This is a genomic window from Halovivax sp., assembly GCA_007119345.1.
Lineage (GTDB): Archaea > Halobacteriota > Halobacteria > Halobacteriales > Natrialbaceae > Halovivax.
In genome coordinates this window covers 1-12,032 of the sequence record SKPV01000034.1, presented here as the reverse complement: position 1 = coordinate 12,032, position 12,032 = coordinate 1, and the positions used below count along the sequence as shown (strand labels likewise).

General features: G+C 71.4%; 14 protein-coding genes and 1 pseudogene. 8 read left to right on the top strand and 7 right to left on the bottom strand.

Going from position 1 to position 12,032, the window contains the following annotated elements; translation table 11 throughout:
* The first annotated feature begins 101 nt into the window (after window positions 1–101).
* Window positions 102–1,895 carry a M3 family oligoendopeptidase gene (locus QZT59_RS03005; RefSeq protein ID WP_290811136.1) on the top strand — a complete coding sequence of 598 codons (1,794 nt, stop codon included), beginning with the start codon at window positions 102–104 and terminating at the stop codon, window positions 1,893–1,895.
* Between the two features lie 32 nt (window positions 1,896–1,927).
* Here the strand turns inward: QZT59_RS03005 and QZT59_RS03000 are convergent, their stop codons facing one another.
* The 3 genes from QZT59_RS03000 to QZT59_RS02990 all read right to left on the bottom strand — a co-directional run bounded on the left by QZT59_RS03000 (window position 1,928) and on the right by QZT59_RS02990 (window position 4,624).
* A complete protein-coding gene (locus QZT59_RS03000; protein ID WP_290811133.1) occupies window positions 1,928–3,055 on the bottom strand; it encodes a DUF5787 family protein in 1,128 nt (375 codons plus the stop codon).
* Between the two features lie 39 nt (window positions 3,056–3,094).
* Complete coding sequence (locus QZT59_RS02995; protein ID WP_290811130.1) at window positions 3,095–3,628, bottom strand: hypothetical protein; 534 nt, start codon at window positions 3,626–3,628, stop codon at window positions 3,095–3,097.
* Window positions 3,629–3,928: 300 nt separating this feature from the next.
* Entirely contained in the window at window positions 3,929–4,624 is a 696-nt protein-coding gene (locus QZT59_RS02990) for a hypothetical protein (protein WP_290811129.1), read from the bottom strand.
* Window positions 4,625–4,729: 105 nt separating this feature from the next.
* Here QZT59_RS02990 and QZT59_RS02985 point away from each other — a divergent pair, with 105 nt between their 5' ends.
* Window positions 4,730–5,095: an ArsR family transcriptional regulator gene (locus QZT59_RS02985; RefSeq protein WP_290811126.1), complete on the top strand. Its 366-nt coding sequence runs from the start codon at window positions 4,730–4,732 to the stop codon at window positions 5,093–5,095.
* A gap of 190 nt (window positions 5,096–5,285) precedes the next feature.
* On the opposite strand, the gene QZT59_RS02980 is transcribed toward QZT59_RS02985, so the two are convergent.
* Window positions 5,286–6,266, bottom strand: coding sequence for a helix-turn-helix domain-containing protein (locus tag QZT59_RS02980; protein ID WP_290811123.1), 981 nt, complete (start codon window positions 6,264–6,266; stop codon window positions 5,286–5,288).
* A gap of 252 nt (window positions 6,267–6,518) precedes the next feature.
* Here QZT59_RS02980 and QZT59_RS02975 point away from each other — a divergent pair, with 252 nt between their 5' ends.
* The 5 genes from QZT59_RS02975 to QZT59_RS02955 all read left to right on the top strand — a co-directional run bounded on the left by QZT59_RS02975 (window position 6,519) and on the right by QZT59_RS02955 (window position 9,637).
* The gene (locus tag QZT59_RS02975) at window positions 6,519–7,772 is read left to right on the top strand and encodes a translation initiation factor IF-2 subunit gamma (protein ID WP_290811120.1); all 1,254 of its coding nucleotides are present in this window, start codon (window positions 6,519–6,521) and stop codon (window positions 7,770–7,772) included.
* Window positions 7,769–8,155: a PIN domain-containing protein gene (locus QZT59_RS02970; RefSeq protein WP_290811117.1), complete on the top strand. Its 387-nt coding sequence runs from the start codon at window positions 7,769–7,771 to the stop codon at window positions 8,153–8,155. Before QZT59_RS02975 ends, QZT59_RS02970 begins: the two co-directional genes overlap by 4 nt.
* Window positions 8,156–8,725, top strand: coding sequence for a DNA-directed RNA polymerase (locus QZT59_RS02965; protein ID WP_290811114.1), 570 nt, complete (start codon window positions 8,156–8,158; stop codon window positions 8,723–8,725).
* 2 nt (window positions 8,726–8,727) lie between these two features.
* The gene (gene spt4 / locus QZT59_RS02960) at window positions 8,728–8,925 is read left to right on the top strand and encodes a transcription elongation factor subunit Spt4 (RefSeq protein ID WP_290811110.1); all 198 of its coding nucleotides are present in this window, start codon (window positions 8,728–8,730) and stop codon (window positions 8,923–8,925) included.
* Window positions 8,926–9,112: 187 nt separating this feature from the next.
* Window positions 9,113–9,637: a GTP-dependent dephospho-CoA kinase family protein gene (locus tag QZT59_RS02955; RefSeq protein ID WP_290811190.1), complete on the top strand. Its 525-nt coding sequence runs from the start codon at window positions 9,113–9,115 to the stop codon at window positions 9,635–9,637.
* A gap of 81 nt (window positions 9,638–9,718) precedes the next feature.
* Here the strand turns inward: QZT59_RS02955 and QZT59_RS02950 are convergent, their stop codons facing one another.
* Both QZT59_RS02950 and QZT59_RS02945 read right to left on the bottom strand, forming a co-directional pair.
* A complete protein-coding gene (locus QZT59_RS02950; RefSeq protein ID WP_290811107.1) occupies window positions 9,719–10,138 on the bottom strand; it encodes a PaaI family thioesterase in 420 nt (139 codons plus the stop codon).
* A 200-nt stretch (window positions 10,139–10,338) separates the two neighbouring features.
* Complete coding sequence (locus QZT59_RS02945) at window positions 10,339–10,482, bottom strand: hypothetical protein (protein WP_290811104.1); 144 nt, start codon at window positions 10,480–10,482, stop codon at window positions 10,339–10,341.
* Window positions 10,483–10,507: 25 nt separating this feature from the next.
* Here QZT59_RS02945 and QZT59_RS02940 point away from each other — a divergent pair, with 25 nt between their 5' ends.
* On the top strand, window positions 10,508–11,593 hold the full coding sequence (locus QZT59_RS02940; protein WP_290811101.1) for a geranylgeranyl reductase family protein: 1,086 nt from the start codon (window positions 10,508–10,510) through the stop codon (window positions 11,591–11,593).
* A gap of 92 nt (window positions 11,594–11,685) precedes the next feature.
* Here the strand turns inward: QZT59_RS02940 and QZT59_RS02935 are convergent.
* Window positions 11,686–12,032, bottom strand: a pseudogene (locus QZT59_RS02935) (hypothetical protein); the annotation flags it as partial.

Here is a 12,032-nt window from a genome sequence, read left to right as displayed (position 1 = left end):
CCCGCGGACCGTTCGCGCGACGCCGTTTCGCCGTTCGAACGACCCGGCCGCGCCCGCTCGGGAGGTCCCGAACCGGTGCGGCTCACTCCCAACCGAGAGAGATGACACGACCACGATCCGAGATCGACGACCGCTACCTGTGGGACCCGACCGCAGTGTACGAGACGCCCGACGACTTCGACCGCGAGCTCGAGACCGCGCGCGAACTCGTCCGACGCGTCCGCGACGCCCTCGACGCGCCGCCCGACGACGCCGAGCGCGTCTCGACGACGCTCGAGCGCTTCGAGCGCCTGGGCGCCGCGCGCACCCGGCTGGTTCTGTACGCCGAGATGGGGCGCACGATGGACCTGACCGACGACGACGCCCGCGAGCGCCGCGACCGCGTTCGCGCCCTGGAAGGCGACGTCGAAGCCGTCGCGACCTCGCTCCGCCGGTGGGTCCGCGAGCACGACCGCCGATTCGAGACCCTGCGAGCCGAGAGCGGGGCGCATTCCCCGTTCGACCGCCTCCTCGAGAACGCGGCGGGCGCGCCCGCGGCCGATCCGGCGCTGACCGACCTGCTGGCGGACTTCGGCGACGTCCTCGACGCCACCGACCGGATCCTCGTCGCGATCTGCGACGAGGACTTCGAGCCGCCGACCGTCGAGGGTCCGGACGGCGACCCCGTCGAGGTGGCCTGGTACGGGCGCTCGCGGCTGCTGAAGCACCCGGACCGCGCGTACCGGCGGCGGGTTTACGAAACCTTCCACGACGCGCTGGCCGAACGCCGGGGCGCGATCGCGACCGCCTGGATCGAGAAGCTGCGAAGCCGCGCGCGCCTCGCCGAGGCGCGGGGATACGACTCGATCCGCGAGCTGTCGCTCGGCAAGCCGAGCTACCCCGAGACCGGGATCCACCTGGAGCTGCCGACCGCGGTCCACGACGCTCTCTGCGAACACGTGAGCGCGTCCCTGGATCCGTACCACCGGCTCCAGCGGATCAGGCGCGATCGCCTCGGGCTCGACGAGCTGCGCCCCTGGGATCGGCTGGTTCCCCTCGCCGACGCGCCCGCACCCGAGATCGCGTACGAGGACGCGTGGGACCACCTGCTCGCCGCGGTCGAACCGCTGGGCGCCGACTACCGGGACCGGCTCGCGACCCTCCGCGCGGAGCGACGCGTGGACGCGTTCCCGGCCGAGAACGCGCGTGAGGTGACCTACTGCCTGTCGGCGTCCGATCGCGGCGCGTTCGTCTCCGCGAGCTACGACGGGACGGTCAGGACGGCGTTCCACCTCGCCCACGAGCTCGGACACGCGATGGAGACCGAGCTGCGCGGCGACGTCCGCCGTCCGCTCTACGAGACGACGCCGCGTCCCGCCGAGGAGGTGCCGAGCGTCGTCCACGAGCTCCTGCTCGCCGACCACTTGCTCGACGGCGGCGACGACGCGCTCCGGGCGCACGTTCGCGACCGCCTGCTGACGATGCTCGGCGGGAACCTCTTCGGCGCGGCGCGGTCGGCCCGCTTCGTCCGCACGGCCTGTCGCGCCGTCGAGGCCGGCGAGTCGCTCTCCGCGGATCGCCTCGACGCGATCAACGAGGACCTCCTCGCGGCGTTCCAGCCCCACGTCGCGGGTGAGGAGCGATGGGCCGCCTCGTGGCTCGCCCGCGCTCACGTCAGGGACCCCTACCACCACTACCAGTACGCGCTGGGGGCGGTCGGCGCGGTCGCGGCGACCGACGCGCTCGCGGACGGCGCCCTCCCGGTCGACGACTATCGGTCGTTCCTCGAGTTCGGCGGAACCGAGCCGTCGCTGGCCCAGTTCGAACACCTCGGCATCGATCCGACGTCGCCGGCTCCGTATCGGCGCGCCGCGGACCGGTTCGACGCCGTACTCGAGGAGATCGAATCCGACTGATCGCGGTCGGCGCGCGGATTTCGGCCTGCCCCCTAGCCGGATCCGAACCGATCGAGCCCGGCCTGCCGGCGGTGGGCACCGGACGGATCCGCGACCCACGGCGTCCGCGCGTCGCGCTCGGCGTCGCGGTCGACCGCTGGCGGCTCGGCGAGCTCGTAGCCCGGACAGTCGGGACCGCACTCCGACGCCGCGTCGACGACCCTCCCCTTCCACGTGCAGTAGGGGAGCGTCGCCGGGACCGCTCCGTCCGCGCTCGTGAACGGGGCGCCCTCGCCGCCGACGTGCGTCGCGTCCTCGGTAGTTCCGTCACCCTCGGGATGCGTCGCGTCCTCGGTAGTTCCGTCGCCGTCGACGTGCGTCGCGTCTCCGGTCGCTCCCTTGCCGACCCGCGCCAACTCGCACGCGCCGCAGGCCGGCACCTCGTACGTCCGCCAGCCCTTGCCGTACGCGCGCTCTGCGAGTCGCCGCCGCGCTCGCGCCTTCTCGGCCGCGGAGACGACCCCGATATCCGTCCGGCCGGGGCGGGCGGCCAGGGGTTCGATCCCCGGCTCGTCGACGGCCAGCGGCGTCGGCTCGCGAACGATCTCGATCTCGGGGAGCTCGCCGCCTCCCCGCTGGATCCGCCACACCCCCACCTCCTCGGGGATTCGGTTGAGGTGGGCGCCCGTCACGTAGCTCTCGGTCGCCAGGACGGCCTCGTCGACCAGCGCGAGCGAGACGTCGGTCCGTAGCTGATCCACGAGGTCTCCGGGCGACCGCAGGTCGGGCTTGTTCTCGATCCCGACGATCCGGCCGATCCAGTCGGGGTAGCGGGCGACCTGGCGGACGTACTCACGTCCCCGGCGGCGCTCGCGCTCGAAGAACTCGATCTCGACGGCCCGATCCGCGGCGCTGCGGGCCCGCTCCGGGTGGCAGTCGAAGGCGTCCTTCCAGTAGGTCCACCGGCCGGGGCCCACGTCGGCCTCGATCGCGGCGTCGGGGACCGCGGCGGCGGTCATCGACGTTCGCTGGCCGAACGCCGGGCCGGGCTCGACCAGCGCGACGTCGAGGATTCGTCCGCCTGGATCGGCGACGCTCGCGCCGAGCTGGCGGGCGACGATCGCGTCGCGTCGCTCTTCCAGGGCGGCGCACAGCTCGAGTTCGAAGGCGAACTCCCGCACGGACCGAGAGAGCGGCGGAACGGACAAAAGTGCGCGGGTTCAGCTCTCCGAGCGCGCCGCCGGGGGCGGGGAGCCGGGACGTCGTCCGTCGACCGTCGCGTCGCGTTCGGCCCCCGAATCGCACCCGCTCCCGGCTGCGCCCGTCGTCGCTTCCCGTTCGGTCGCCGCCCGCCCCGTCACGGAATCCGTCGCTTCCCGTTCGGTCGCCGCCCGACCCGTCACGGGGTCCGTCGCTTCCCGTTCGGTCGGCGTTCCGTCGGCCGCTGCCTCGGTCGCGCCCCCCGGACTCGGCGCTCTGACGGCTGCCAGTCGTTCCGTCGCGACGCCGACGCCGGCGGCGCTCCGTCGTCCCAACTCGACCGTCAGGACCGGCATCGCGACCGCCAGCGCGAGCCCGACGGCGGCCGCGACGGCGTGGCCGATTACGGGCGCGAAATCGACCGCCGACCACGTCGCCACCGCGCCGACCGCGCCCGCGGCGAATCCGAGGGTCGTCAACCCGGCCACCACCGCCGTCTCCGCCACGCTTCGCCGTCCGACCGTCCGCAGTTCTCGTTCGGTGTGTCGTCTCATCGTCCTCGTTCGTGTCGACGGCCGCGACGCCGATAAGTGCAATCTGAAAGACAATTCAGTTGGCGATCGGACTGAAGTTCGCTTCGGTTCGACCGCCGACCGGTCGCGAGTTCGACGGATCTCGACCGTGCGGAGCGCCGTCGCGGCTGGACCCGGATCAGGGAGCGCCGTCGCGGGGCCGTTGCGGTTGGACCCGGATCAGGGAGCGCCGTCGCGGGGCCGCCACGACGGACGCGGATCGCGGATCGACGTCGCTGGGCCGCGGCGACGACGCAAACTCGCCGTCCGCGGCCGCTCGATTCAGTCGGCCTCGTACGCTTCCAGCGCGTCTTGTAGCTCCGCGATCGTCCCCTCGAGGGTCCGTCGGGCCTCCGCCTCGGTCGTGAACGCGGCGAGGGACTTCGCCCGGTTTTCGATCGCCGTCGCGCAGGCGTCGATCTCGTCGTACCAGTCGTACCCGTGCTGTTTGGCGAGGAAGTGAAACAGCGACCAGAAGGCGATCGGCACCGGGTTCTCGGCCGTCGGCTCGCCGACCGCGGGGAGCGGTTCGTCGAATCGACGGAGGTACTCGACGCTCAGGCCCGTCGCCATCGCTCGCAGCTCGCCGGCCCGTCGGCCGCCGACCTCGCCGTACTTCTCGCGCAGCTTCTCGTGGGCGTGCTCCCAGGTCGGATCGTAACGCCGCGTCTCCCAGCCTTCGAGGAGTCCCGCCTCGCGGAGGGACTCCCAGCGCGGACGCTCCGTTCCCAACAGCGCCTCGACGTCGCCGTTGCAGACGAGGATGACCTGGCCGGGCCGGAGGCGCTCGAGGTCGTGCGTTTCGCGGGTCAGCTCGGCGAGGTCGTGGCGGGCGAACCGGCCGGCCCGCCAGAACCAACCGGAGTGGACGGCGTCGCCCGCCTCGAATCGATCCCACGCCGGAGCGACGTACTCCCGGAGGAAGCGCCACTCGTCGTCGGCACCGCCGCAGTCGAACGTGATTTGCACGCTCCGCATACCGTCGACTCCGGCCGCCCGACCTGTCAACGTTGGGAGAACCGCATTTCTGTAGCTTCCCGGACAGAACGCCGGATTCAATACCGACCGCGAGTCAACGCTGGTATGGACGGCGAGGAGACCCTGACCGACCCGCTGGAGGTGCTGACCAGCGAGATCCGGGTCCGGATTCTGCGCGAGCTCGCGGAGGCCGACCGGCCGCTCCCGTTCACGGAGCTGCGCGAGCGCGTCGGCGTCCGGGACAGCGGGAAGTTCAACTACCACCTCGACCGGCTCTGCTCGTACTTCGTGCGCCGCGACCAGGCCGGCTACGAGCTCCACCACGCGGGCTCGCGGATCGTGGCGGCCGCGGACGGCGAGTTCGACGCCGACGCGGCGGCCGATGCCGCGACCGCCGACGGCTGCCCGGTCTGCGGCGACGAGGACTGCGAGAAGCTCTACCACGTCCACCTGGACGGACGGCTCGGCTGAGCCGACGATCGCGAGCGGGCCCGGCCGCCGACGGGCGGTTCTCGACCACCGGATCGACGACCGACGACCGGCGTTCGACGACCGACGACTGGCGTTCGACGACCGATTCCTGTCCCAGGACGGTCCACTACGCTCCCTGGACGATCGACTCGCGTCCCAGGACGATCGACTCGCGCACCAGGATGGGCGACTACGCTCCCTGGACGACCGCCGTCTCCAGCACGTCGAGGTCGCCCGACATCGTCACGCGGAGCTCGTCGCCGTCGAGCGGGATCCGAACTGCCAATCGCCAGGGATCGCGATCGACGATCTCGGTGTAGGCGTCCGAGACGCACCAGGGGAGCGTCCAGTACGGCCGCTCGTCGAGGGCGACGCCGCGCTCGCGGTGGAAGCCCACCACGTCCGAGTGGTCGAGCAGCCGGAGCCCGGGTGCACAACAGAGCGTGTGTTCGCACTGGCGGCACTCGAGGTCGACGCGGGTGTTGGCCCCCAGACAGCAGGCGGCGTCTTCCTCCACGACGCGGGTCTCCATTCGCCCGTTGCACTCCGGGCAGACGCCGTCGGCGGCCAGGCAGTGGAGGTGTTTGACGCGCTGGTCGAACGCGTCGGCGATCTCCGCCCGGGTGCGGTCCTTGAGGCCGCCCGGCGGGAACGGGTACTCCCCGTGGCCGTGGCCGCACGCCGGGCAGACGATCGAGAGGTGCTCGTCCTCGTAGGTGGCTTCGAGCGGGCCGTCGCAGGCGACGCAGGAGCCCGCCACCTCGAAGGGCTCGATCGTCGGATCCTCGTTGAACGAGCCGGCGATGACCGATCGGACGACCTTCTCGCCCGCGTGTTTGAAGTCGTAGCCGCCGTTCGACCCGGCGCCGCTCGACCCGGTGGCGCCCGATCCGCTCACCTCGCGGTCCTCGACCTTCCGGACGAAGTGCCCCTCCAGCTGCTGGAGGTGGTAGTTGAACTGCGCCGAGTCGCGCATTCCGACGGCCCGTCGCAGCTCGGAGAACGAGACGGGCCGCTCCTCGGCGGCCCAGAGCGCCTCCAGGATCGACAGCCGCGTCTCGTTGGCGATCAGCGCGAACGCCTCGGCCGGCTCCAGACACTCCGTACACTCGAGGACGCTCCCGTCGTCCGCGAACGGGTCGAAGTCCTCGGCGGCGTCCGTTCTGCTCATACTCGTGACGTGAACCTCCACCCGCTAAAACGTTCGCCGAATCGAATTTACGTTGAGAAGTTGATACGAACTCGCGGTCGGCACGGCCGCTGGCGGGTGATACGAACGCACCGTCCGCACGGGCGGTCGCGGGTGGTCAGGTCGCGGGCGCCGGCCGGGACGGGACGCCGCGAGGGCGCCCCGGGACGGGTCCAGAACAGTAGGTTTATCAATCGCGTGCGGCGAAACCACGGTAGAGATTACTCTCGTCTTATGCAAGGAAACGAACAACCGGAGGTGAACATCGGACTCGTCGGCCACGTCGATCACGGCAAGACCACGCTGGTCCAGGCCCTGAGCGGGTCGTGGACCGACCAGCACTCGGAGGAGATGAAACGCGGCATCTCCATCCGGCTGGGGTACGCCGACGCAACGTTCCGGCGGTGTCCGGGGCTCGACGAGCCCGAGTGTTACACGGTCGCCGAGGAGTGTCCCGACGGCTCGGAGAGCGAGCCGCTGCGGACCGTCTCGTTCGTCGACGCGCCGGGTCACGAGACCCTGATGGCGACGATGCTCTCGGGGGCGTCGCTCATGGACGGCGCCGTGCTGGTGGTCAGCGCGAGCGAGCCCGTCCCGCAGCCCCAGACCGAAGAGCACCTCATGGCGCTCGACATCATCGGCATCGAGAACATCGTGATCGCCCAGAACAAGGTCGACCTCGTCGACGCCGACCGGGCGCGCGAAAACTACGAGCAGATCCAGGAGTTCGTCGAGGGGACGGTCGCCGAGGGCGCGCCGGTCGTTCCGGTCAGCGCCGGGCAGGACGTCAACATGGACGTCCTCATCGGCGCGATCGAAGCGGAGATACCGACGCCCGATCGCGACCCCGACGCGGACGCCCGGATGCACGTCGCCCGGAGCTTCGACGTCAACAAGCCCGGAACGACCGCGGCCGACCTCGCCGGCGGGATCGTCGGCGGCAGTCTGGTCGAGGGCCAGCTCGAGGTCGGCGACGATCTCGAGATACGCCCCGGCCGCGAGGTCGAGGAGGGCGGTCAGTCCGAGTACGTGCCCATCGAGACGACGATCCGGTCGCTGCAGGCGGGCGGCAAGGGTGTCGACGTCGCCACGCCGGGCGGCCTGCTCGGCGTCGGCACGGCCCTCGACCCGTCGCTGACGAAAGGCGACGCGCTCGCCGGACGAGTGGCGGGCCCGCCGGGCACGTTGCCGCCGACCTGGGACAGCTTCACGATGGCGGTCGACCTCCTCGATCGGGTCGTCGGCACCGACGCGGAGGCCGCCGGCGACGCCGGCGAGATCGACGAGATCAACACCGGCGAACCGCTGATGATGACCGTCGGCACGGCGACGACCGTCGGCGCGGTCACCAGCGCCCGCGAGGGCGAGTGCGAGGTCCAGCTGAAGCGACCCGTCTGCGCCGAGCCGGGCTCGAAGATCGCGATCAATCGCCGCATCGGCGCGCGCTGGCGGCTGATCGGCGTCGGCACGCTGCAAGCGAACGGATGACCGAACGCGTCGCCCTCGATACGAGCGCGCTGATGATGCCGGTCGAACTCGACGTCCGGCTGTTCGACGAACTCGACCGGCTGCTGGACGCCGTCGAGCCGACGACGCCCCAGCCGGTGGTCGAGGAGCTTCGGCGACTCTCCGAGAAGGGCGGCACCGAAGGCACCGCGGCGACCGTCGGCCACGACCTGGCGACCGAACGCTGTCTCGTCGTCGACACCGAGGAATCGTACGCCGACGACGCGCTGGTCGAGCTCGCCCGGGAGGGCGTCGTCGACGCCGTCGTCACGAACGACCGCCCGTTGGGCGAGCGCGTGCTCGAGGCGGGGATACCGGTAATTGCATTACGCGGGAGAAACAAATTGGGAATCACTCGACCATAGATGTACAAACGGGTTAGATTGAAAGACACGGTTGAAGTGCCGCCGGCGGAGCTGGGCGAGGTCACTCCCCGGCTCGTAAAGCGACTGCTCCAGGACAAGCTGGAGGGCCGGATGGACGAAGAGGTCGGCAGCGTCGTCTCCGTCACGGAGGTCCACGATATCGGGGAGGGGACGGTCCTGCCGAACCGACCGGGCGTCTACTACGAGGCGGAGTTCGACGCGGTGACGTACGACCCGCAGATGCAGGAGGTCGTCGACGGCACCGTCGTCGAGGTCGTGGAGTTCGGCGCCTTCGTCGGGATCGGCCCCGTCGACGGGCTGTTGCACGTCTCCCAGATCTCCGACGAGTACCTCGCCTTCGACGGCGAGAACCAGCGACTCTCCTCGAACGAGTCCGACCGCGCCCTCGGCGTCGAGGACGCCGTCCGGGCCCGAATCGTCACGAAGAGCATCGACGAGCGCAACCCCCGCGACTCCAAGATCGGCCTGACGGCCAAGCAGGTGGGCCTCGGCAAGCACGGCTGGCTCGAGGAGGAGCGCGAAAAGCGGGAAGCGACCGCGGGTGAGTGACCGTGGCGTCGAACCGCCTGGTCTGTCGCGAGTGTCACCTCGTCAACGAGGCCGACTCCGAGACCTGCGACGCCTGCGCGTCCTCGTCGCTGACCGAGGACTGGGCCGGCTACGTCGTCATCGCCCATCCCGAGGAGAGCGAAATCGCCACCGAGATGCAGGTCACCGAACCGGGGGCGTACGCGCTGAAGGTCCGGTGACGTGACCGGGGACGAGGACGAGCGGGTGTCGATTCCGAACGGGGGCGAGGACGAGCGGGTGTCGATTCCGGACGGAGGCGAGGACGCGCCGGACGAGAGGGGGCCGGGGACCGACGGCGACGCGCCGAGCGACCGCGACGGTGGACCGGCTTCCGACGGCGATGGGTCGGCCGAGCGCGAGGAGCCGCTGCTCGAGCTCCCCGAGGACCTGCGTCGCGAACTCAAGGATCCGATGGGCCCGATCGAGACCGACGCCGAGGTTCTCCTCCGAGACGTCTCGGGACCGCTGTACGCCGTCGGCGACGTCGTCACCTACCACTTCCTGCGAGCCGGCCGCGAGCCCGACGTCGCCCTCGTCGACGGGATCACGAAGCGCGAGGCCGTCGACGAGGCGGTCCGGCGGGCGGTCACCGCAGGCGAGGTTCGCGACGCGACGAATCCGCCCGCGACGATCACCGCCGACCTCGCTAGGGCGCTCCGGCGGGCGATCGACGCGGACGAGCCCGTCACCCTCTTCGTCGACGGGGAGGAGGACCTCGCGGTCCTGCCCGCGATCGCCGCCGCGCCCGACGGCGCGAGCGTCGTCTACGGTCAGCCCGACGAGGGGATGGTCCACGTGCGCGTCGACGGCGAGGTTCGCGCGAGCGTCCGGGACCTCCTCGAGCGATTCGAGGGCGACAGCGATCGCCTGTTCTCGCTGCTAGATCGCTAACCTCGCTGGGGCCGCCGCGGGCCGACCGCCGCTCGACCGCGGGTCCGCACCTGGTCGGGCCCGGGCCCGTTCGGCGCCCGCTCAGGAGTCGACGAACGGGTTCGTCCCCTCGACGAGATTCGTCTTGTAGACGCCGCGGGTCGTCGCGAGTCGTCGATCCTCGTCGTCGGTGAGCTCGACCTCGACGACGCCCGTGTCGCGTCCGTAGCGGACCACCTCGGCCGCCCCGAAGATGTCGCCCGTCGCCGGTCGCAAGTAGTCGATCCGCACGTCGAGCGTCGGCCCCGGCGCGCCGTCGACGGAGGCGATGGCGGCCGCCGACAGCGAGTCGGCCAGGCCGAACGGGACCGCGCCGTGGGCCAGGCGCGTCGATTCGGACAGCGAGTGATGATCGTCGAGTTCGATCCGTCCCTCGACGTAGCCCTCCTCGACGCGGGTGAGCTCGACGCCGAGGTGCTCGCCGAACGGGTACCGCTCGTTGAAACGTTCGCGCACGTCCATGCGAGGACGACTCGCGGAGGACGTATTACCTTTTCTAGCGGTGACCGGTGAAACGAGTCGCTGCGGCGCCCCGACGACCACGAGCGTGCTCGCCTCGTCGCCGTTGTGGCGTCGGCGCTCGGCGTCGGGTTCGACCCGGGCGGGGTCGCCCGGTTCGAGCGAGACGTCATCTCCCTCGACGGTGGCGGCGGCCGATCCCGCTACCAGGAAGTAATCTCCTCGTGGTCCTCCTCGGCGCCCTCTTCGATCGTCGATCCTCCTCCGTGACCTCCGTTCGATCGTCGACCGGAATCACCGGTTCCGACGTTCGTCTCGTGGTCGCTGCGGTTTCCCGAGAGACTCATTATCCGTCGTGATAAATCCCGGACCATGTACGACTTCGCGGTCGTCGGGGTCGGTCCCGCGGGGGCCCGCTTCGCGCGGCGGGCCGCCCAAGCGGGGTACGACGTCATCGCGCTCGAGCAGGGCACGATCGGGGACCCACTGGCGTGTTCGGGCCACGTCAGCACCGACGTCTGGCAGTTCACCGGCGAAGGCGCCCGCGAGGCGCTCCGGCAGAACGAGGTCTACGGCGCCCGCTTCCACGTCGGCGGGCCGGGGAGCCGGGCGTACCCGTTTTACAAGGAGGAGGCGGTCTCGAACGTGATCGATCGCGTCGAACTCGACCGCCACCTCGCCGATCTCGCTCGCGAGGCGGGCGCCGACGTCCGCGACCGCCACACCGTCACCGCGGTCGACGAGCGCTCGGACCGGGTGGAACTGACGGCGACGGGACCGGACGGCACGGAGCGGTTCGAGGCCGAGATGGTCGCCGGCTGCGACGGCCCGCGCTCGCGGGTCCGGAGCGAGCTGGGCCTGCCCGAGCCCGAGGAGTTCCTGCACGGGGTGCTCGCCTTCGCGGACGAACCCGACCACGACGACTTCGTCGACGTCCACCTCACCGCGCCGACGTTCTTCGCCTGGCGCATCCCGCGCGGGGATGCCGGCGTGGAGTACGGCCTCGCGGCGCCGCCGGGCGTCCACGTGGGAAAGCACTTCGACGACCTCGTCGACGGCTACGAGGTCGACGTCTCCCACCGGTGCTCCGGCGCGATCCCGGTCGGTCCGTCGAACCGCGTCACCTCCCGCCGGGGCTTCCTGCTCGGCGACGCCGCCGCCCAGACGAAGCCGTTCACGGGCGGCGGCATCCTCTACGGGATGACCTGTGCGGACCACGCCGCCCGCGAGATCGATCCCGGCCGGCCGGGAACGCTGTCGGCGTACGAGCGGGCCTGGCGCGAGGACATCGTCCGCGACCAGGCGCTCGGCCGACTCATCCGGCGGGCGTACTCGCTCCCGGAGCCGATCCAGCGCGTCGGCCTCCGGGCGCTATCGGGCGAGATCGGAGTGCACATGGACCGTCCGACGAGCCTGTTCTCGCGCGAGCACCTCCGAACGGTGCTGTCGCCGCGCTGAGCGCCGCCGGACGTCACCGCGCCGAACGTTGCGGGTCGACGCCGCGGCGTCGACCCCGGCGGGGGCCGCCGCCCCGTCGGTTGACCTCTCCCTCAGGTGAGAAACTCGACCTCCTCGGTCTCGCGGTCGTCCGTCGACCACGGGCCGCGGATCCGGAGTTCGAGTCCGAGGACGACGGCGCCGAGGGCGAGCGCCGTGACGCCGGCCTCGAGGACGAGCCCCACCACCGGCACCAGCGCGACGCCGCCCGCGAGCAGGCCGGCGACGACCACCGTCGGTCCCCACCCGAGGCGACCCGCGACCAGTCGGCCGCACGCGAGGTAGCCGAGCGCCGTGGCCGCGAGGACGACCGCCAGCACGAACAGCGCGACGCCGGTGGCGACGGCCGCGCCGACCACGACCGCGGCGATCGCCGCGACCGTCAGCGGGGTCACGCCCG